Source organism: Pseudomonas fluorescens (assembly GCF_902497895.1).
Lineage (GTDB): Bacteria > Pseudomonadota > Gammaproteobacteria > Pseudomonadales > Pseudomonadaceae > Aquipseudomonas > Aquipseudomonas fluorescens_BP.
In genome coordinates, this window is sequence record NZ_CABVHQ010000086.1 from 1 (window position 1) to 19,981 (window position 19,981).

Annotated in this window: 24 protein-coding genes; 13 read left to right on the plus strand and 11 right to left on the minus strand. The window is 58.2% G+C overall.

Annotated elements, in window-relative coordinates; translation table 11 throughout:
* Positions 1 to 433 precede the first annotated feature (433 nt).
* Positions 434 to 823 (minus strand): hypothetical protein, encoded by a 390-nt coding sequence (locus F8N21_RS27265; protein ID WP_224788299.1) that lies wholly within the window; start codon positions 821 to 823, stop codon positions 434 to 436.
* Positions 824 to 1,074: 251 nt separating this feature from the next.
* Between F8N21_RS27265 and F8N21_RS27270 the strand changes: the two genes are divergently transcribed.
* Positions 1,075 to 2,838, plus strand: a complete 1,764-nt coding sequence (locus tag F8N21_RS27270; protein WP_150645082.1) for an L-lactate permease — start codon at positions 1,075 to 1,077, stop codon at positions 2,836 to 2,838.
* A gap of 91 nt (positions 2,839 to 2,929) precedes the next feature.
* On the opposite strand, the gene F8N21_RS27275 is transcribed toward F8N21_RS27270, so the two are convergent.
* Positions 2,930 to 4,423, minus strand: a complete 1,494-nt coding sequence (locus tag F8N21_RS27275; protein WP_150645083.1) for a DHA2 family efflux MFS transporter permease subunit — start codon at positions 4,421 to 4,423, stop codon at positions 2,930 to 2,932.
* Complete coding sequence (locus F8N21_RS27280) at positions 4,420 to 5,559, minus strand: HlyD family secretion protein (RefSeq protein ID WP_150645084.1); 1,140 nt, start codon at positions 5,557 to 5,559, stop codon at positions 4,420 to 4,422. Before F8N21_RS27280 ends, F8N21_RS27275 begins: the two co-directional genes overlap by 4 nt.
* A 223-nt stretch (positions 5,560 to 5,782) precedes the next feature.
* Here F8N21_RS27280 and F8N21_RS27285 point away from each other — a divergent pair, with 223 nt between their 5' ends.
* Together F8N21_RS27285 and mug are read left to right on the plus strand one after the other, a co-directional pair.
* Entirely contained in the window at positions 5,783 to 6,406 is a 624-nt protein-coding gene (locus F8N21_RS27285) for a TetR/AcrR family transcriptional regulator (RefSeq protein WP_150645085.1), read from the plus strand.
* 8 nt (positions 6,407 to 6,414) lie between these two features.
* Complete coding sequence (gene mug / locus F8N21_RS27290; RefSeq protein WP_150645086.1) at positions 6,415 to 6,936, plus strand: G/U mismatch-specific DNA glycosylase; 522 nt, start codon at positions 6,415 to 6,417, stop codon at positions 6,934 to 6,936.
* 8 nt (positions 6,937 to 6,944) lie between these two features.
* Here mug and F8N21_RS27295 read toward each other — a convergent pair whose 3' ends face one another.
* Both F8N21_RS27295 and F8N21_RS27300 read right to left on the minus strand, forming a co-directional pair.
* The gene (locus F8N21_RS27295; protein WP_150645087.1) at positions 6,945 to 7,271 is read right to left on the minus strand and encodes a DMT family transporter; all 327 of its coding nucleotides are present in this window, start codon (positions 7,269 to 7,271) and stop codon (positions 6,945 to 6,947) included.
* Between the two features lie 121 nt (positions 7,272 to 7,392).
* Positions 7,393 to 7,848, minus strand: coding sequence for a carboxymuconolactone decarboxylase family protein (locus F8N21_RS27300; RefSeq protein WP_150645088.1), 456 nt, complete (start codon positions 7,846 to 7,848; stop codon positions 7,393 to 7,395).
* A gap of 207 nt (positions 7,849 to 8,055) precedes the next feature.
* Between F8N21_RS27300 and F8N21_RS27305 the strand changes: the two genes are divergently transcribed.
* From F8N21_RS27305 to F8N21_RS27315, 3 genes are all read left to right on the plus strand, one after another.
* Positions 8,056 to 8,676, plus strand: a complete 621-nt coding sequence (locus F8N21_RS27305) for an FMN-dependent NADH-azoreductase (RefSeq protein WP_150645089.1) — start codon at positions 8,056 to 8,058, stop codon at positions 8,674 to 8,676.
* A gap of 55 nt (positions 8,677 to 8,731) precedes the next feature.
* Positions 8,732 to 10,150 carry a PLP-dependent aminotransferase family protein gene (locus F8N21_RS27310; protein WP_150645090.1) on the plus strand — a complete coding sequence of 473 codons (1,419 nt, stop codon included), beginning with the start codon at positions 8,732 to 8,734 and terminating at the stop codon, positions 10,148 to 10,150.
* Between the two features lie 124 nt (positions 10,151 to 10,274).
* Positions 10,275 to 10,874: a TIGR00730 family Rossman fold protein gene (locus F8N21_RS27315; protein ID WP_150645091.1), complete on the plus strand. Its 600-nt coding sequence runs from the start codon at positions 10,275 to 10,277 to the stop codon at positions 10,872 to 10,874.
* A 29-nt stretch (positions 10,875 to 10,903) separates the two neighbouring features.
* Here the strand turns inward: F8N21_RS27315 and F8N21_RS27320 are convergent, their stop codons facing one another.
* The gene (locus F8N21_RS27320; RefSeq protein WP_150645092.1) at positions 10,904 to 11,380 is read right to left on the minus strand and encodes a cupin domain-containing protein; all 477 of its coding nucleotides are present in this window, start codon (positions 11,378 to 11,380) and stop codon (positions 10,904 to 10,906) included.
* 596 nt (positions 11,381 to 11,976) lie between these two features.
* On the opposite strand from F8N21_RS27320, the gene F8N21_RS30615 reads away from it, so the two are divergent.
* A complete protein-coding gene (locus F8N21_RS30615; protein WP_191624416.1) occupies positions 11,977 to 12,138 on the plus strand; it encodes a hypothetical protein in 162 nt (53 codons plus the stop codon).
* Between the two features lie 120 nt (positions 12,139 to 12,258).
* Positions 12,259 to 13,191: a universal stress protein gene (locus F8N21_RS27325; RefSeq protein ID WP_150645093.1), complete on the plus strand. Its 933-nt coding sequence runs from the start codon at positions 12,259 to 12,261 to the stop codon at positions 13,189 to 13,191.
* 156 nt (positions 13,192 to 13,347) lie between these two features.
* Here the strand turns inward: F8N21_RS27325 and F8N21_RS27330 are convergent, their stop codons facing one another.
* Positions 13,348 to 13,701 (minus strand): DUF1428 domain-containing protein, encoded by a 354-nt coding sequence (locus F8N21_RS27330; protein ID WP_150645094.1) that lies wholly within the window; start codon positions 13,699 to 13,701, stop codon positions 13,348 to 13,350.
* A gap of 175 nt (positions 13,702 to 13,876) precedes the next feature.
* Between F8N21_RS27330 and F8N21_RS30620 the strand changes: the two genes are divergently transcribed.
* Both F8N21_RS30620 and F8N21_RS27335 read left to right on the plus strand, forming a co-directional pair.
* On the plus strand, positions 13,877 to 14,029 hold the full coding sequence (locus F8N21_RS30620; RefSeq protein WP_191624417.1) for a hypothetical protein: 153 nt from the start codon (positions 13,877 to 13,879) through the stop codon (positions 14,027 to 14,029).
* Entirely contained in the window at positions 14,026 to 14,706 is a 681-nt protein-coding gene (locus F8N21_RS27335) for a type 1 glutamine amidotransferase domain-containing protein (protein WP_150645095.1), read from the plus strand. The genes F8N21_RS30620 and F8N21_RS27335 overlap by 4 nt, the downstream gene beginning before the upstream one ends.
* Positions 14,707 to 14,833: 127 nt before the next feature.
* On the opposite strand, the gene F8N21_RS27340 is transcribed toward F8N21_RS27335, so the two are convergent.
* Positions 14,834 to 15,202, minus strand: coding sequence for a DUF427 domain-containing protein (locus tag F8N21_RS27340; protein WP_150645096.1), 369 nt, complete (start codon positions 15,200 to 15,202; stop codon positions 14,834 to 14,836).
* 216 nt (positions 15,203 to 15,418) lie between these two features.
* On the opposite strand from F8N21_RS27340, the gene F8N21_RS27345 reads away from it, so the two are divergent.
* Together F8N21_RS27345 and F8N21_RS27350 are read left to right on the plus strand one after the other, a co-directional pair.
* A complete protein-coding gene (locus F8N21_RS27345; protein WP_150645097.1) occupies positions 15,419 to 16,360 on the plus strand; it encodes a class I SAM-dependent methyltransferase in 942 nt (313 codons plus the stop codon).
* Between the two features lie 153 nt (positions 16,361 to 16,513).
* Complete coding sequence (locus F8N21_RS27350; RefSeq protein WP_150645098.1) at positions 16,514 to 17,014, plus strand: PaaI family thioesterase; 501 nt, start codon at positions 16,514 to 16,516, stop codon at positions 17,012 to 17,014.
* A gap of 186 nt (positions 17,015 to 17,200) precedes the next feature.
* Here the strand turns inward: F8N21_RS27350 and F8N21_RS27355 are convergent, their stop codons facing one another.
* Genes F8N21_RS27355 through F8N21_RS27365 form a run of 3 tightly spaced genes read right to left on the minus strand, consistent with a single transcriptional unit; the run spans position 17,201 to position 19,088 of the window.
* Positions 17,201 to 18,016 carry a DUF3618 domain-containing protein gene (locus F8N21_RS27355; RefSeq protein WP_150645099.1) on the minus strand — a complete coding sequence of 272 codons (816 nt, stop codon included), beginning with the start codon at positions 18,014 to 18,016 and terminating at the stop codon, positions 17,201 to 17,203.
* Positions 18,013 to 18,444, minus strand: a complete 432-nt coding sequence (locus tag F8N21_RS27360; RefSeq protein ID WP_150645100.1) for a phage holin family protein — start codon at positions 18,442 to 18,444, stop codon at positions 18,013 to 18,015. The genes F8N21_RS27355 and F8N21_RS27360 overlap by 4 nt, the downstream gene beginning before the upstream one ends.
* Complete coding sequence (locus F8N21_RS27365; protein WP_150645101.1) at positions 18,444 to 19,088, minus strand: hypothetical protein; 645 nt, start codon at positions 19,086 to 19,088, stop codon at positions 18,444 to 18,446. The genes F8N21_RS27360 and F8N21_RS27365 overlap by 1 nt, the downstream gene beginning before the upstream one ends.
* A gap of 113 nt (positions 19,089 to 19,201) precedes the next feature.
* On the opposite strand from F8N21_RS27365, the gene F8N21_RS31330 reads away from it, so the two are divergent.
* Positions 19,202 to 19,324 (plus strand): hypothetical protein, encoded by a 123-nt coding sequence (locus tag F8N21_RS31330; RefSeq protein ID WP_263597317.1) that lies wholly within the window; start codon positions 19,202 to 19,204, stop codon positions 19,322 to 19,324.
* Positions 19,325 to 19,981 lie beyond the last annotated feature (657 nt).

Sequence of the window (19,981 nt, forward strand, 5' to 3'; positions counted from 1 at the left end):
TCCCTACAACCAACAATGAATCATCTTCAGCAACCGTTCCAGCCCCTGAAGTCTCATCAGGAGCGTTCCTATACCCTTCGCCGAATCAGCCTACATTCGGTGGCTGGTTGAAGAGGATGGCGCACTATTTTCGCGGGATCGCAGGAAGCCGGGACACCGGCGAACACGTCCGAAAACATAAAGGGGCCGTTACCGCAGAAATGGATAGGTACACCCGCGAGAGCCAGGATCAAAAGATCGCAGCCTGCGGCAGCTCCTACATTAGTGGGATTGGGTACATCCGCAAGAGATAGGCCGGCTGTCAGGCCGCTTTCGCGAGCAGGCTCGCTCACAGTGGATTGGGGTACATCCGCGATGAGATGCGGCGGTTGTCGGGGTTCAGGTCAAAGTACTCTGCACTTACCGTGACCGGCCTCACGACAAGCCCAAAGCGTCAGCAGAATACCGATAATCGACGGCAGCGTGACCGCCGGAAATCCACCCACAACACCTCCGGACCACAGATCCCCGCCGCCACTTCCCAGAAATGAAACAGCGCGTGGGCGGTCAGCCAAGCGGTTGCCGAAGCCCAGAGCAGGACCCGGTGCACCACGCTCAGGTTGCCTGCGATAAAGGCCGCGCCAATCGCCACATAGAGCAAGCCGATATCGCGGATGAAGTGCTGGTTGAACAAGCCGGTGCGCGCCACCCCCGGCACCTCGGTATACCAGAGGGCGGGGGCGATCAGCACGAACACCCCATTGGCGGCCATCGCCACGCCCAGTGCCGCGGCGAAAACCAGTATCGGGCGCTGGAACCGGGGTTTTGCGGAGTGCAGATTCATCGCGGCGAGCGGTGGTGTTCGAGCAAGTGAGCCAAACAGGAAACCAATGGTTCAAATAAGTGCGCATGCTCAATAACCGGGCTTCAATCTTGCGCATGACCGCATCCTGCTCTGGCGACCACTGCTTCGCCCAAAAAGCAGTCATTCATGGCCGAGGGGACCTGCCCTGACAGTTGCCTAATGCCACCTATACTACAAGCCACCTACCCCCCGGTGCCTGCGCTACCAACAATAAAAAGCAGAGGTGGAAAATGGTCTGGCAGCAAATCTACGATCCCTTCGGTAACCCGGTGCTATCGACCATCATGGCGGCGGTGCCGGTGGTGGTGATGCTGGCAGCCCTGGCATTTTTCCATATCAAGGCGCATCTGGCGGCATTGCTTGCCCTTGGCTCGGCCTTGCTGATCGCGATCTTCGCCTTCGGCATGCCGGCGAACATGGCGGGCTCGGCCGCGCTGTACGGCGCTGCCAACGGCCTGCTGCCGATTGGCTGGATCGTGCTCAACATCATTTTCCTGCATCGGCTTACCACCGAGAACGGCTCGTTCAAGGTGCTGCAGGATTCGCTGACGCGCATCACCGACGATCGCCGCCTGCAATTGCTGCTGATTGCCTTCTGCTTCGGTGCCTTCTTTGAAGGGGCTGCCGGCTTCGGCACGCCGGTGGCGGTCACCGGGGCGATTTTGATCGGGCTGGGGTTCTCGCCGCTGGCCGCATCCGGCCTGGCGTTGATTGCCAATACCGCGCCCGTGGCTTTCGGCGCCCTGGGCACGCCCATCATCACCCTGGCCAAGGTGACCGGGCTGGATGAAATGGAGCTGTCGATGATGGTCGGCCGGCAACTGCCATTTTTCTCGGTGATCGTGCCGTTCTGGTTGATCTGGGCCTTCGCTGGCTGGCGCAAGATGCTGGAAATCTGGCCGGCGATCCTGGTCGCCGGGCTCACCTTCGCCGTGCCGCAATTCCTCGTCTCCAACTACCATGGGCCAATGCTGGTGGACGTGATCGCCGCGTTGATTTCCATGGCCTGCCTGACCGGTTTCCTCAGGGTCTGGAAGCCGGCCACCGTGCACACCTCCGCCGCCCTGTCAGGGCGGGTCGACAACTCCAAAATAGCCGAGGAGCACGACGAACAACCCGTCGCCAGCGCGACCTTTGCCAGCGATGCCAAGCCCGCGGTAATGCGCGCCTGGATGCCCTGGATCATCCTCACGGTTTTCGTCTTCGCCTGGGGCACCCAGAGCTTCAAAAACATATTCGATACCCGGCAGGCTGTAGATCCGCAAACCAGCTCGGCCAAGCTTGACCCTCAGGGCAAGCCGATGCGCGAAGCTAACCCGATCTTTGCCCCGACCCTGACCTTCACCACCATTCACCAGCAGATCGAGAAGGTCCCGCCCGTGGTGCCCGCGGCTAAAACCGAGGATGCGGTCTACAAGTTCAACTGGTTCACCAGCACCGGTAGCGGCATCCTGTTGGCGGCGATCCTCGGCGGATTGCTGATGGGTTATTCCATCCCGCAACTGATCCACCAATACTTGCGAACGCTGTGGGTGGTGCGTTACTCGCTCATTACGATCGTGGCCATGCTTGCCCTCGGCTTTCTTACCCGCTATTCGGGACTGGACGCCACCATGGGCCTGGCCTTCGCCGCAACGGGCATTTTCTACCCCCTGTTCGGCACCCTCCTCGGCTGGCTCGGCGTGGCCCTGACCGGCTCGGACACTGCCTCCAACGTGCTGTTCGGCGGCTTGCAACGGGTGACCGCCGAGCAATTGGGCATCAGTCCCGTGTTGATGGCCGCCGCCAACAGTTCCGGCGGGGTCATGGGCAAAATGGTCGACGCCCAATCGATTGTGGTGGCGTCCACCGCCACCCGCTGGTACGGCCACGAAGGGGAAATCCTGCGCTACGTGTTTTTCCACTCCATCATCCTGGCCATTCTGGTCGGCGGCCTGGTCACCTTGCAGGCGTATGTGGTGCCCTTCAGCCATATGGTGGTGGGCGGGCCTTGATCGAAGCGGGCCCGGATTTTCCCACACGCCTTTATCCATGCCCGGGGTCGCCGCCCGGGCCATGGGGGGCGTTGAACTGACTCCACGAAAACTAGTTGGTCGCAACGGGTTTGCGAAGAAAGATAACCAGCGGACTCACCACCAGCATCGCCAACATCAAGATCTTGAACTGGCCGATAACGGCGATAAAAGCCGCCTGGCCGGTGATCATTTCGTTAAGCAACCCAAGCCCGGGCAAGGACGCCGTCAGCGGATGGGCAGCGGCGCGATAGGGCGTAAGGTTGCTTGCCAGCGCCATGTGCATCGCTTGCGTATTGTTGAAGAAGAAGATCTGCACGACCGCAACGCCGATGGTGCTTCCATAAACTCGGGCCAGATTGAATAAACCGGTACCTTCCGGACGGAGCTTGGGATCGAGCGTACTGAACGCCACCTTGCTGATCGACGGCATCAAGACACCGAGGCCGACACCCTGGATTGCACCGGCAACCGCCACGGGCCACCAGTCCATCGCAGGCGAATAGCCGAGCATCAGCCAGTTGGCATACACCACCACGGCTACGCCCGCCGCAACGAACAGTCGCTGGTCGATACAATCGGGAACACGACCCATCAGGATGAATGCCCCTACCAGCCCCACACCACGCGGTATCGTCAGGTAGCCTGTCGTTACAGGTGGGAACCCGAGCAGCTCATCCAGCATCGGGGAAGTCAGTGCCATCGTCGGCAACAGCACGAAACCGAGTGCGAAAAAGATGATCGTCGACAGCACGAAGTTGCTGTCTCTGAACAAATTCTTATGGAGGAAATGCACCTTCGCAGTCAGCACATGGACAACGAACAGGTAGAGCCCCACTGCACCTGCCACCGCTTCCAGCCAGATCTCGGGCGAGGCAAACCAGTCCAGGCGCTCACCGCGGTCGAGGAGCATTTGCAACCCGATCATTCCCAGGGTGAAGGTGCCGACGCCGAAGAAGTCAAAAGGCGGACTTTTCTCGGCCTTTTTCTCGGCAAGCAAAAGCGTCATCACCAGGAAGATAAATGCCGACAGCGCAAGGCTGATGTAGAACATCGAGCGCCATCCGTAATATTCGCTGAGCCAACCACCGATACTCGGGGCGCTGGCGATGCCCAAGAGCACAATGGCCGTGAACACCGAGCCAAATTTCCCACGCCGCGCAGGTGGCAATGTCTCCATTGCAATCGCCATCGACAGGGGCGCCAGCACGCCACTCGCGGCGCCTTGAATAATCCGCGCGCCGACGAATTCCAGCGGGGTGGTTGCAACCGTAGCGAGTAGCAAGCCAAGGGCGAAGATGGCTATCGTGGCTTGATACACAAGCTTCAAGCCATAGCGCCCGGCGAGCCACTGCGCAATCGGCAGGGTGATGGCGCTGGCAGCGAGGTACGAAGTGAATATCCAGCCCGCCTGGTCGTCGGTCATCGACAAGCTGCCCTGTATAAACCTGAGTGCCGAATTCGGAACAGGCAGGTTCGCGGACTGCATATAGGTCGCGAGCAGCGCGGCGAACCTTAGCGTGCGCGCACCCTCTCCCGCCGGGGTTCCCACAAGGTTGGCGTTCATCGGTCGGTACCTGCGGTTAACAGCGCTTTGAGCGGGTGCCACCAGGGCGTGCGATACCTGGTATCGACCGTGACCGTGGCGCTGGTACCCGAGAAAAGCGGCAGAGCAGGATCCACCTCATCGAGTTCGAGTCGCACCGGTACCCGCTGGACAACCTTGACCCAGTTGCCGGTCGCATTTTCCGGCGGCAGCAGGGCGAAGTCCGATCCGGCACCCGGGCTCATGCTGATAACGTGGGCTTTGAATACATGATCAGGATAAGTATCGATACTGATGGTTGCTGCTTGGCCTGGACGCATATGGGTCACCTCCGTTTCGCGGAAGTTGGCCTCAACCCAAACCTGGCGATCGGATAGCAGAGCAAATGCTGGCGCACCGCTGTTGACATAGTTGCCAACTTGTAAATCGTCAACCTTGGCCACGATGCCATCGTCAGGCGCATACACCGTCGCGTACGAGAGGTAAAGCTGCGCCTCGTCGAGCTGAGCCTGGGCCTCACGAACCGTCGGGTGGCTGTCGGCTTCGATGTCTGGATTACCGTTCAATGCAACGACCGTACTGGCGATCTGTTGTTCGATCGACGCTATTCGTTGCCGTGCAACTTTAAGGTCTGTGTCGGCGCGCTCGTAAATGGCGCGCGAGACGAACTCGGTAGCAAGCAGCGCCTTCTTCCGGGCAAACTCCCGCTGGTCGAAATCGGCTGACTCTTTGGCCGAATTCAATTCAGCCTGCTGCTGCCGGTAGCTTGCCTTGAGGCCATCGATGCGAAGCCGCGCGACGCTCAGCTGTGCTTGCGCACGGTTAACCGCGATCTGGAACGGCTCCGGGTTGATCCGGAACAGCACCTGGCCTTTGCGAACAGGCTGATTGTCCTCGACCGCGATCTCGACGACTTGTCCGGAAATGCGCGCATTGATCGATGCCTTCGCCACCCGGGCGTAGGCGTTATCGGTCGAAATATAGGGCTCGCCCGCCAGATAGTGCGCGTACCCAACCGCAGCGAAGAACACAGGCACACCCACCATAAGCAGTGGCCGCAGTCTCTCTTTGAACGGTTTCTTGATCGGCGTGTCAGCCAGGTTCGGCCCTGGATACTCGAAGGTCTGCGTAGCCGAGATGTCGAACTGTTTAGTCATGATCGAATCCACCTTTAACCGGGAAATGGGGCTAACACCCAAAAAACAGCCTTAGCGTGCGCGGTCAGGAGGATCACTTCCGCCGCACCTGTTTCGTCGCCGCAACACCCAGTTCGAGCTCCGCTACAACAAACCTGCAATTCAGGAACTTCTGGTTCCTTAATTTTGTGCGATGGTGTAAGAATATCCCCTGACCCACCTGCATTCAAGGATTTTGTACAACATGGCACAAAAAAAGATTACAGAGGGCAAAGGCCGCGGCCGCCCCCGCGCGTATGACCCGCAGACAGCGCTGCAGCAGGCGCTTGGGGTTTTTTGGAGCACCGGCTATTCCGGCGCTTCGCTGGATAGCATCGCCACTGCGGCCGGCATGAATCGCCCAAGCCTCTATGCGGCATTCGGTGACAAGCACGCGCTCTATATCAAGGCGCTTGAGCAGTATTGGGAGTTTGCCGCTGCGGCCATGCATGAGGCGCTGACGGACAAGGACCTGACATTGCGCCAGGCGTTGATGCGCTTCTACGAGGGGCAGTTGTCGATCTATTTCTCGGGTGACGGCCAGCCGCGTGGCTGCTTTGCAATCGGCACGGCGACGACCGAAGCCGTCGAGGATGCTGAAATACGCGAAGTGCTTTCGCAGCGGCTCAGCAGGCTCGATGCCGATCTCGAAACGCGTCTGCGAGCGGCAATCGATGCCGGCGAGTTGAAAAGCGATGTCGACCCTGCGGCCCTCGCCGTACTCGCGTCATCCCTGCTGCATAGCATTTCGATACGGGCGCGGGCGGGCAAATCCCGTACTGAATTGACGGAGCTTGCACGCGGTGCGGTAAGCGTGATCTGCGGTTGAGTGGCTTTATGGCTGGTGAAAGACTCGAAGATATTCTTGCCGAGCATCTTGCAGTGATTTTTTGTGGCATTAATCCGGGAGTGACTGCCGCAGCCCTTGGGCATCATTTTGCGGGTAGAGGCAATCGCTTCTGGCGCACACTCCATCTCGCCGGCTTTACGCCGCAGGAAATACGCCCGGAAAACGATCGGACGATATTGCAGTATCAGTGTGGATTAACGGCAGTGGTTGAACGGCCTACGGCGCGAGCGGATCAGCTGTCTTTACATGAATTCATCGCTGCCGCTGCGGACTTTGAACGAAAAGTCGCATGTTATGCGCCACGTTTTGTGGCGTTTCTCGGTAAAGCTGCGTATTGCGCGTTATCCGGCCAACGAGACGTTACGTGGGGGCTTCAGGCAAAGACCTTTGGTAATGCCTCGGTATGGGTCCTGCCCAATCCTAGTGGACGAAATCGCGCGTTCACCCTTGATCAACTGGTGGGCGCGTACCGCCAACTCTGTTTAGCCGCAGGCGAGAGTCGGGTTTAGATAAGCAATCATCCTCCGTTTCCCGAGACCAGCTTGAGTCCGATAACGCCTGCCAGAATCAGCACAATGCAGAGAATCCTCAGCGGCGTGGTGGAGTCACCCAGCACCGCCATTCCCAGAATCGCCGTACCCGCAGCGCCGATACCGGTCCAGACCGCATAGGCAGTCCCCATTGGCAGCGTACGCAGCGAGAGTGAAAGAAGAAAGACACTCGACAAGCCGGTGGCGGCCGCAAAGAGTCCAGGCGTCAATCGGGTGAAACCTTCAGACCCCTTCATGGCGAAGGCGAATGCGATTTCGAGAATCCCAGCGATGCCAAGTAGTGCCCATGCCATAGTGACAGATCCATTCGTTGACTCGCCAAGCGTTACCGCCGGGCGAGGTTGGGTAAGAGCCCTATCGTCAGGAAGACGAATAGATAACTCCAGGGGCGAAGCACTCGTTTAAAAGTTTATTTCAAGCTTTGGCAGCAGCAGTGGGGATCGAGCGGAACGTAACGCCGAATCGGTTAAAGGCGTTCATCAACCCGATCGCATAAGTCAGATCCACGAGTTCTTTATCATTGAACTCGGCAGCAGCGACTGCATAGTCAGCGTCAGGAACACCGGTATCAGCGACGCGAGTTACGGTTTCCGCCCAAGCGAGCGCGATGCGTTCACGTGTACTGAATACTTCACCCGCATCACGCCACACGGGTACCAGTACCAGCTTGTCCACGGTAACGCCGAGCTTGAGCAGATCCCGGGAATGCATATCGATGCAATAGGCGCAGCCATTTATTTGCGAGACCCGCAGGTACACAAGATCGATCAGCTCATGTGAAAGGCCGCACTGTTGAAGATTGACGTACACCCCTCCAAAAGCCTTGTAACCTTCAGGCGAAGCGTTGGCGTAGTCGATACGATTACTCATGATGAATCCTTATAGATGCTGGTTGAAGGACTCCATCGTGGTGCTTCTTGGCCTATTTGATAAGATCCATGATCGGGCTTGAGTTATAGGCCATGATCCTCCTGCCCCAGACAATCATGGACCCGTTTAAAACTCCATTCATGGACCTTGGGCATGGGTCATGAGCTTCATAGAATGATTCCCTTAACATAAGCAAATGGGTGAATCATGAAAATCCTGCACGTTACTTGCAGTCCTCGCAGGGAAAATTCCGAGAGCTATAGACTCTCTAAAAACATTATTGGCTTTTTACTAAAGAGCGATCCCACGGCAACAGTCATACACAGAGTCGTGGGGGATGGCGCTCTACCCCATGTAGATGAGCATTACGCGATTTCCCAACAGTCGCCCGCAGACGTATCTCAAGAGGGTTCCATCGCTCGGTCAGAAGAGCTGATTCAGGAACTGGAGAGTGCCGATATGGTGGTCATTGGAACGCCGATGCATAACTTCACCGTACCCGCGGCACTGAAGGTCTGGATCGATCATATCGCTCGAGTTCGCCGCACGTTCAATGTCGGTGCGGCAGGCAAAACCAGCCTGCTGAGCGATCGCCCAGTCTTTGTGGCCGTGTCCTCGGGCGGAATATTTTCAGGGGAGCGACCACGTCAGCCAGACTTTCTGACTCCGTACCTGAAAGCTGTCCTGGGTATGATCGGACTGCATGATCTGGCTTTCTTCTCCGTTGAAGGAACGGCCTTTGGCCCGGAAGCTGTAGCGGTGGCCAGGAGCAAGACAGACCTGGCGCTACACGAATATTTTTTCCACCAGAGTCATTTGGCTGGCTGATTCTGGCAGCGCTTTTGGAGCAGACTGAGCGCGAGGGAAACCACGGGCGAGGCTAATGACAAATCGAATCAACAGCTTTTCACCACTCGATCCGACCTCCAGCGAGCCTATCTACCGGCAATTATACTGGCGGTTCCGGGGTGCGATTACCGACGGCGTGCTCACGCCGGGAGAGCGGATTCCGTCGGCCCGGGCGCTGGCGAAAGAACTCGGACTGGCGCGAGGGACCATCGATACCGCGTATTCACTGCTGACCGCCGAGGGATATATCCAGTCTCGCGGCCAGGCAGGCACGGTCGTGGCACCGGGTATCAACGTCAGGCCCCCCTCTTCCGCCGCGGAGCGAGCCTTCAGTTCGGCCGAAGGCACCTCAATCCGGCATAAGGCGCAGGTATTGCCCTTTCAAATGGCCCTGCCCGCGCTGGACGCCTTTCCAAGAAAAATCTGGTCGCAAATCGGCGCACGATGCGTTCGCGCCACACAGATCGCGGACATGGCCAATCCGTCTGTCTATGGGCTGGAATCGTTGCGTACCGCGATTGCCACCTATCTACAGGTCGCACGTGGGATTACCTGCTCGCCCTCTCAAGTATTCGTGACGTCGGGATACCGAAACACACTGTTGCTGGTTGCTCACGCGCTCCTCAAACCGGGAGACCGGGTGCTCGTTGAAGACCCTGGATACCTTCCCACCCGACAGTTGCTGGAACATCTTCAGATAGAGGTTGCGCCCGTCCCGGTAGACCAGGACGGCATGCGGGTCACCCAAGGAGTGAACAGCTCGAAGGACGCGCGTGCGGCCGTCGTCACACCGGCCCATCAGAGCCCTCTGTGCGTTTCGCTGTCGTTGCCGCGACGGTTGGAGCTCCTCGAGTGGGCGACCCGGCAGCAAGCATGGATTGTCGAAGACGACTACGACGGCGAGTACCGCTACATCAGCCGCCCGCTGCCGGCGCTCAAGAGTCTGGATCGCGATGGCCGGGTGCTTTATGCCGGCACCTTCAGCAAGGTGCTGTTTCCCGGGATCCGCCTTGCGTATCTGATTGTGCCTCAAGCGCAAGTCGAACGATTCGAACACATCGGCCAGACCTTCCTGGGAGGTTGCCCGGAACTCACCCAAGCGATCGTGGCCACTTTCGTGACAGAGGGTCATTTTGCTCGCCATATCCAGCGCATGCGAAAACTCTACGGCGAACGTCGGGAAGCGACAGCACGGGGGCTCAAGAAAGCCCTGGGCAACCACATCCGCATCGATGCTCAGCCGGGAGGTATGCATCTGATCCTGCGACTGACGGAACAACAGTCCGATCGTTCGCTGGTCGAGCGCCTGCTGCAAGCGGGTATTTACGCAGAAGCCCTGACAGACTGGAGTATCTGCGGCACGACCGACTCCGCGCTGCTGCTCGGGTTCGCCAACATCGACTCGGAGGAAACCGCCGAGCAGCTTGGCAAACGCATCCTAGAGCTGATGTGAAGGTATCGGCGCATCGCTGCACGATGATCATGGCCCATTCAAACAGCCGATTCTTGGACCTTTTGCGTTAGTCCAACAGATCCCATGATCTGCGCACTCAACCCATTCGACCGGGAATAATCCGATGCCCACCCCTGCCCCACTGCGTAGCATTGCTGTTTTCTCTGGCTCCAATTACGGCTTCAACCCCGACTATGTTGAAGGTGCCCAAGCCCTGGGTCGGGAAATCGCCAAACGCGGCCTGCGACTGGTCTATGGCGGCACCAACAAGGGCTTGATAGGCGTCATGGCGGATGCTGTGCTCGCCGAGGGAGGCGAAGTCATCGGCATCATTACTCGCCTCCTGTTCGACCTCGGACATCTTCATGGCGGGCTGACCCACCATGAAGTGACGCAAGACATGCGCAGCCGAAAGACGCGCATGAGTGAATGGGCGGATGCATTCATTGCATTGCCTGGTGGCCTGGGCACATTTGAAGAGCTGTTTGAAGTCGCGACCCTGACTCAACTGGGTGAACACCACAAAGGTGTCGCCTGCCTGAACATCGGCGATTTTTTCAACCCGGTTCGCAGCCTGCTCAACCATGCAGTGACCGAAGGCTTCATGAAAGCCGAACACAGCGAGATGCTGATCTTCAACACCGACCCGTCTGCTCTGATCGATGCGCTTGAGCAGTGGCAAGCTCCAACTGTAACGAAATGGATTGGCCCTCAGGGTTCTTGAGTTCCGGTTCCGTGCGCGACTGACGTCGCTTACTGTTCCGGCACTACCAGCGGCGAGCCTTTCTGCACAATGTACGTCGCCAGCTCCGACGCATTGCTTCCACCGATATTCTTCGCGACATGCGCAGTGCCAGCGGGGATAAACAAGGAATCGCCGGCTTTGAGCGTTACAGGTGACTGCCCCTCGAGCTGATACTCAAACGTGCCCTCGAGGACAAAGGCAACTTCCACCCCTGGATGAGAATGCTTGGGGGATGCTACCCCTGGCTCGAAATCAACGCGGACCTGGATAACCTCACGCCCGGAGACGTCGAGATCCCGGCGCAGTAGATCGGTGCGTCGCAGACCTGCCTGCCAACTTTTTTTCGACTGCGACTCATGGCTGGCCTCGGCATGAGGCTTCGCCTCTTGAGCTTGAGAGAGGCCCGCGAATGCGCTGAGTGCCGCGGCGGCGGCAAGGGTGAGGCCAAGCCTGCCAGCGTTGGTACGGGTGTTGAGACGGGACATCGCATTTCTCCAGTTTGTGCACGGCAAGACCGCGCGAGGGTTGCCGAGGATGCGGTGGCCCCATTTAGAGGTCGCTATGTATCGCGCTGGTGTCGCGCACCCCATGGATTTGTATATGAAGTTGGCTGTCGGCGCGGCGGATACGTTCAGATACAAACTGGTTTGAGGTATGTGGGCCAACCACCGGGTCGTTACGCACGCGAGCGTTAGGTCGCGTCGGAGCGAGTTGCAAGGACTTCAAAACCAGCCGCTATTTCATCAGACCGAATAGGATTTGATCAGAGTTCCTCTTAGTTAAAAATCAACTAACTCAGCCGACCAACTGCTTAAGCGTCAAGCGCAATAGCCCTATAATACTCGGCCATCGAGTTTAGCGAGCAGCACGCTCGCCGCAGAGCAAATTCGATATATATCGCCAGGATCGGGTATCTACAGAGGCGAGGTATTTGTGCGAGCCGACAGTTATAGGCAGGCGAGGCATTGAACGCGGCAGACGTTCGCTCGCGTCCTTAACCAGTAGCGCAAGCAGCAATAAATAACGCAACTCGTTCGCCATCAAGTGTACCGATCGAGTCATACCGCTCAATGTAGATGCCATGGAACAAAAGCGCCAGCGCTGGGGAGTCAGCTTGCGTAATTGCATAAGCGATCAGCAGCAGTTCCGTGATGATGAAGGCCAGCTCGATTCAAGCATCCACAAGGGTATTGGGCGGGCAGAATTCAATTTTAGCTGTCGCGAGCATGATGTCAGTAAGTGATCTTCCAGCTAACGGGCGGACAAAGGTTTGCAAGTAGCGCGTGCAACCAGCCGGAGCAGACATAGGCCAAGCCTGTGCCGCCGCCCACATGAAAACTGTATTCATGCGCAGGAATAACTCATGCACACCATTCGCAACACCTTGGTGGTGGTGGATTCGCAGCAGTCCGAGGATCTGGTCCTGAACAGAGCTAAAATGATTGCCAACGCCACCCGGTCGCACCTGCATCTGCTGGCTTGCGACAAGCAACACAAACATTCCTCCTACCTGAACGACATGCAAGGCGCCCTGGCACAGGAGGGTTATAGCGTAAGTGCCGAGCAAGCCTGGCATGGGAGTCCGCACAAGACCATTATCGCCGCCCAACAAGCCCAGGGCTGCGGCCTGGTGATCAAACAGCACCTGCCCGACAATCCACTGCTGAAGGGCCTTCTCACCCCCGAGGACTGGAAGCTGCTGCGATACTGCCCAAGCCCGGTGCTTATCGTAAAAACCGCCAGGCCCTGGACCGGTGGCACCATTCTCGCCGCCGTCGATGCCGGCAACAGTGACGTGGAGCACCGCGTCCTGCATTCCGGCATTGTCAGCCACGGCTATGACATTGCCAAACTGGCCGGCGGCACTCTACATATGATGAGCGCCCACCCCTATCCCCTGCTCTCGGCAGCCAACCCCGTACTCCAACTCAAGGAGAGCATCCAGGGTTTCTATCGCGACCTGTGCAAGACCTTCCAGGCCCAATTCCACATCAGCGACGATCGCCTGCATATCGAGGAAGGCTCGGCCGATGTGCTGATCCCGTACGTCGCGCACAAGCTCGAAGCCGCGCTCACGGTGATCGGTAGCGTGGCCCGCAGCGGACTCTCCGGCGCATTGATCGGCAACACCGCCGAGATGATTCTGGACACCCTGGACAGCGACGTACTGGTGCTCAAACCTTACGACATCATCACTCACCTGGAGGAACTGGCCGCCCCATCATCCAGTCCATCGCTAGATCCTGCGGCATGCTCGTGGCCGTATAACCATCATAACCATCGACCACATACGTAGGAGCTGCCGCAGGCTGCGATCTTTTGATCTTAAGGCCCACTTCGTATAAGCATTAGTATCTACACATCTCGTTGGCCGAACACTTCTACCTGTGGCGAGGGAGCTTGCCCCCTCACCACAGTATTCGGTAGCTCTTAAAAATGTGTAGATACACCCCTAAGCGCTCACAATCATCTCGAAACCGCCGAAAATCATCCGTTGCCCATCGAAGGGCATGGGGTTGACGTCGGGTTGGAGCCGGGGGTCGGCCATGACCTTCTCCATACCCGCGTCGCGGGTCTGGCGCGAGGACCAGGTGATCCATGAAAAGACCACGGTCTCATCTTCCTTGAGTTTCACCGCCATCGGGAATGACGTCAGCTTGCCTTCGGGCACGTCGTCGCCCCAGCACTCGGCGATACTCAAAGCGCCGTACTCTTTGAAGATCGCCGCGGCGGACTGGGCATGCTGCTTGAATTTTTCGCGATTGGCGGTAGGCACTGCGATAACGAAGCCATCGACATAGGACATGATCAATCTCCTGTCTGGGTTGCATGAAACTGCGCAATCGACCCTGGGCGGATCCCGTCGTCGATTGCAGAGGGTTCTGCCTGTTAGTCGATCCGGTAGACGTCATTTCGACACGAAGAATCGATCAAACCGACCGGCGGCCATTTCCAGCAGATCAGACTGATTCGGCGATTTGATGACTATGCTGATCAAGCGACTGACACTTGGGGAACTACATAGCGGGCAACAAATGCAGGCTGCTATTGCCAAAGAGCTTAAGCAACAGTTTTGGTCTCGGTTGGAAAGCGGCATTAAACCCCTACTGCAAAAAACAGAAGGTGAACCATGAGCAAGAAAATCCTGGTGGTAGTCACCAGCGTCGAGAAATACCCGACCCTGCACCGCGCGACGGGTTTGTGGCTCGGCGAAGCCGTGCATTTTGTAGCTAAAGTCCAGGCTGCGGGTTACGCGGTTGACTATGTCAGTCCTCAAGGCGGTTATACCCCCATTGATCCGCACAGCCTGAACATGGCGCAACCGATGGATTGGGAGTGGTACCACGACAAGCCGTTCATGAACCGCCTGGGCGCGACACTCAAGCCGAGCGAGGTCAATGCGGATGACTATGTCGCCATCTACTATGCCGGCGGACACGGCGTGATGTGGGATTTTCCCGGAAACACCGAGCTGCAGGCCATTAGCCGGAAAATCTATGAAAGGGGTGGCGTCGTTGCCTCGGTTTGCCACGGTGCAGTGGGTTTACTCAACATCAAATTGTCTGATGGAACCTTGCTGATCAAGGATAAGCAGGTCACCGGATTTTCCAACGAGGAAGAAAAAATCGCCGAACTGGATAAGCACGTGCCCTTCCTCACCGAGTATGAAATGGTTGCCCGAGGCGGCGTGTACAAGAAGGCCGACGATCCCTGGGTGCCGTTTGCGATTGCCGATGAACGGGTGATCACCGGCCAGAACCCTGCTTCGGGTGGTCCCGTCGCCGACCTGGTGCTGGCAGCCCTTAAATAGACCTTGAACCAAGGTGCAGCCGATCCGTTGCCATGGGTAAAGGATCGGCGGGCTGTTTTGTTCGATCAGCGCGGCAATCAGCTCATCGGGGTGCTGCTCGGCCAACTCGATCACCGATGCACGACAATCAAACCTCGGCGTCAAGGAGCTCGAACTTCACTTGATCGGGATAGAACGCCATGTATCCGCGAATCTGCTCTACCGACACCTTGGGATTCTCATAACTCCATACCGCGTTGGCGCCTTCATGTCCCGGGACTTGCAGACTGAAATAGCTGGCATCGCCCTTGTAGGGGCAATAGCTGGTGTGATCGGTGCGGGCAAAGTACTTTTCGTCGATATCCTCCCGCGGGACGTAGTACACGGGAGGGTAATTGGCCTCAAGCAACACCAGCGCCCGTGCGGACGTGGCCACCTGGATACCATGAAACTTCACCAGCAGGCAGCCGGGCTGCTCGGCGATGCTGATGACAGGACTAGGACCGGAGCTTTTCATGGAATACATTCCTCATGACGGTGATGCCCACGATGGGCTGCGCAGCAGCCCTGAAACCTGAGACCTCGATCTATCAGGTATAACCCAGGTTTCGCCATCACGACGGCTTCGCAGCCGAACAGGGGCAAGCTCCCTCGCCACCTTTTTCCCTTGTAGGGGCTCTGGCACTGCAATTGTGTTTAAAATGCCGCCCCTTCAAATTGCCGACCCTGCCCGATGACTCCTGACGCCCTTTGCACCCTGCATCACCATTTGCTGACGGCCCTGGCGGCTGCCCCGGAAGAAACCCGCCGCCTGTTCCACGGTCGGGGCCGGTGCTGGCCGGGTCTGGAACAATTGACCGTCGACTGGATGCAGGGCCTGGTCCTGGTCTCGCTGTTCAAGGAACCTGAGCAGGCGCAGCTGGAGGCATTGAAGCAGCTGCTGATGGAGATCACCGAGTCGCCTGAGTGGCACAAGTCCGGCGCGCATAGGTTACTGCTGCAACACCGCTACCTGCCGCAAAGCACCACCGAATGGCTGCTGGGGGAAGCTATCGAGGAATGGACGCTTACCGAGGGCGGCCTGCGTTATCGGGTGGATCTGGGCAAGAAACAGAACAATGGCCTGTTTCTCGACATGCGCTACGGCCGCGACTGGGTGCGAGCCAATGCCCAAGGCAAGCGGGTCTTGAATCTGTTCGCCTATACCTGCGGGTTTTCGGTGGCGGCCATCGCCGGCGGCGCGGATCACGTGGTCAATCTGGACATGTCCCGGGCGGCCTTGAGCCGTGGGCGCGACAATCACCGGCTCAACGGACACGACCTGAGCAAGGTGAGTTTTCTCGGCCACGACCTGTTCAAGTCCTGGGGCAAGGTGATCAACACTGGACCTTACGATCTGGTGATCATCGATCCACCGTCCTTTCAGAAAGGCAGCTTTCTGCTGACCAAAGACTACCAGCGGGTGTTGCGCCGCCTGCCGGAACTGCTCAGCAGCCATGGCACCGTACTGGCCTGCATGAACGACCCGGCCATAGGCCCGGACTTCCTCATCGACGGCGTAACCCGTGAAGCCCCGAGCCTGCGCTTCGAGCAACGCCTGGAAAACCCGCCGGAATTCGCCGACGCCGACCCTGCAAGCGGCTTGAAGGCACTGGTGTTCAGGCAGGGTGAATGACTGCTGCTTTGGGCCTGGAATGCCCATTCGACAGGCGCCCACCCAGACGGTTTGATTCAACTGCTGACCCTGCTTAACATGTCGAACACACACCGGTTCTGGCTCACCGTAAAAGCGGCCAGGCCTGGTTAATATTTTCAAGAATAAAAAGGTATGGCCATGATCGACAGCTCCCTGCAAGACATCGCCGCGCCCGAAGGCGTCTGTTATGGCTGCGGCAGCAGTAATCCACACGGGCTGCACATCAAGAGCCACTGGCATGAGGATGGCGTGCATGTCGTGGCCGAGCATCTACCTGAGGCCAAGTATTGCGGCTGGCCGGATCTGGTCTACGGAGGGCTGATCGCGATGCTGGTAGATTGCCATTCGAACTGGACTGCCATGGCGTACCACTACCGTGCGGGAAACCGCGAGGTGGGCAGCCTTCCGCGCATCGACTGCGTCACTGGCAATCTCGGCATCAAGTTCATCAAACCGACGCCGATGGGCGTACCTCTCACCTTGCGTGCCAAGGTCGAGGGTGAGGTTGGACGCAAGAGCCGTGTTATCTGCGAGGTGTATGCGGGCGATGTGCTCACCGCTGTTGGCGACTCGATTTTCGTTCGGGTCGATACCGGGCAATTGGCAGCCACCGCTCATGGCCGTGAAGTTTGATGCGTCCAAGCTGACTGCCTGCTCGCGCCTTGGTATCGGTGCTGGTGTTCTGATAATCGGCGCCGAACAACACCCTGTGCTGCAACGTCCCAGTGTCGAATCTGGCAGCCAGATCCACTGGAGAAGAAGTGACTGATGGCGGGTTGGCGGGATGCCATTCAGACCTCCCGCCTTGCTCCAGCGTCTTCAAGAAGTGCCCAATCCCTGCGACAGGTCAGCTGGCGTTACGGATGTGGAGTGCTGCGCTACCCCGGTCTCGCCTCCCGTATGCTCGGTGGTTTTGGTCACTGTATCGCGTACCGCTTCAAAGCCCTCCCGCGCTTGTTGTTTGACCTTGCCGGTCAGGTTTGCACTGGTCTTGCCCAGGTAGCGTTGCTCAGCCGCCGTGGTGGGCAGCGCCGCTCCCAGCATGGCTCCCAGGGCGATACCCGCAGCGGCGACGATCAGCGGCTGTTCCTTGAGCAGATGACTGAACTGGTTGCTCAACACTTGCGTGTTGCGCATCAAACGGTCACTGGCATGGTGAACGACGTGGCCGACGTTGTCAGTGGCGGCGCTCAGATCGTCACCGACGCTCGCGGCCTTGCCCTTGAGCGACCGGTAACCGCCCTTGAGTGTGTCGGTGGTGCTGTGCAGATAGCCGCGGGCGCTATCAATGCCGTCCGCCAGGCCGTCGGCCATATCGCCGAAGCTGTGCTCATCCGCGTCGAAGCGATCGTCCGGGCGGGGCGGCGGGCGATTCTGGCTCATCATCAACCACAGCAACCCGACCGAAGTCAGCACCGCGGGAACCGGATTGTTGCGCACGCTGGTGCCCAGATTGCTCAAGAAAGTGGTGCCGTTGCTCTGCATCATGCTCAACGCCTGGTCGAACATTTGCCCCGGCGTGAATTTGCTTTCCAGCTCATCGACGATGTGGGAAATGCTTGCCCGCTGCGCATCGATCTCGCGCTCGATGGTTTCCGGACTTTTCGCCGACTCGATTTCCAGTTCACGATTCATGACACTTTCCTCCGCAGCGCTTCCTGGTCCTTGTTGAGGGCGTCCAGGGTGCGATCAGGCTTGAAGTGGGATGCTTCGAATTGCTTTTTCCCCGCCTGCAACATGACGAACCCGACCACCATCACCACCGCACCGACAATCAATGCAGCAAGCCAGGGTGCCATGACGATGCTCAAGCCATAGACGGCTGACATCAGCAGGATGACGAACCCGGCGAGCAACACCATCGCTCCGCCGGCAACGCCTGCAATGCCTGCTTTCACTGTCGTGAGGCTGGCCTGCAATTCAGCTTTGACCAATGCCAGTTCCTTGGTGAACAGCACCGGCACTTCCCGGGACAATTGCCGCAGCAAACCTATGACCGAGCTGTCGTGGTCGGCAGGTGGCATCGGATGCAGGCGCTGCCTTTCCAGTTCTTCTCTGTTCATCACAGTTCTCCTTTGAAGTGGGTCGAGTCAGGTCTCGAGGTCGTGGCGAAATCCCCAGGGTAGTCCTGGGCATTCGATGAGGCCGGCGTGGTGCCTGTAGCCGATTCTGGAGAAGGACCGGCACTGCTCGGGACCGAAGTTTCGTAGGGTCGCTGAGCGCCGAAACCACCGGAGGGCGGCATGGAGGTGCTCCCGGCCGCCGGGTCGCTGCTGGTCCGAATTTCAGCACTGCCGGCTTTCAAAAACCGCGACAGGCCAAACCCCACCGCTATGCTGCCGGCAATGAACAACGCCGGATTGTTGCGCGCCAGGTCTGCTCCGTCATGCAGCAGCTGTTCGGCGCTTTTGTTGCGCAGCTTTGCAGCCAGCCCGCTCATGTTCTCGGCCATGTTGGCGACGTGGTCGGACAGGCCGAGCGTATCGTTGCTCTCGATTTCCGAAACCAGGGATTTGGCGCCTCTGGCCAGGGCCTCGATCTGGTCGGCCGCAGTGTCACGGTACTGGCCGAATTGCGCATCGGCCTGCTGCCGTGCGTCTCCTAGAGTCTCGGTGACCTCCTCCTTCAAATGCTCAAAGTTTTGCTCCGGCCGTGTCGGGTTCTGCTGGGCGGACGGCTGCCCGGTCCTGCTGTCTGGAGTATTCATCTCGTCCCTCGCCTCTTAATGAAAAACAGATTCCAAGAGGTCCGCCGCGGCAAACCCGCAGATGCCCCTCAGTTCAGATGACGAAGAGCCTTTAAAGGAGTTCCAACGAGATGATGAGTGATACATCGAACGCTTTGACAGTGATGGGCACCCAAGGGATGAAGGAAGTGCTCAAAAGCTATCTGGACATCCACATGGTCGAAAAACAGAGCGCCGAATGGCAGTGCAGCGTTTGATTCAGGAGAATTAGAGGATTCAGGAGTGTGAAACCGCACTGTGCCGGGAGATAGATCGGCGGCCTGATGCCTGCGGGGCGAGTGCCAGGGACAACACGAAAAAAATGGCGGCCCTAAGGCCGCCCGAATGGTTCAGGGAAGTAGTGCTCAGTGGGCTACCGCGCCAGTGGTGCCCAGACGGTCTGCAAACGGACGAACTGGGATAAGAAGCGGCCGCGTTCCTCGTTGACCGGGCATCCAGTGTGGATGGAATGCCAGCTGCTGGGCCGGGTTTTCCCCGCCAGGCTGGGTTGGCAAACCAGCGGAGCTATCCTGAATGACTGATCGACCCGAAATAGCGGCAGTTGGCCAAAGCCAAAAATCGGCCATAAGCAGACTCTGGCGACGAACCCGGCCCTTACACAGTGGTCAAACCAGATGATGGCATCGCAACTGATCAGTGGCCTTGGGCCTGCTCCATTCAAGAGCGAAGCTTGCAGCTCACACACTTTAGGGTGCGCCGGATAACTTTCAGTGGGTTCGGTTCCTGTCTGACACAGGCGTTGACCGCTGCTCCCATCCAATGCTCCCTTATCGGAGTACGGAAATGACTCAATCAATGCGGTTCTTCCTATCGATCTTCCTCGCGGCTGCATCATTGGCATCGGCTAGTCTCCT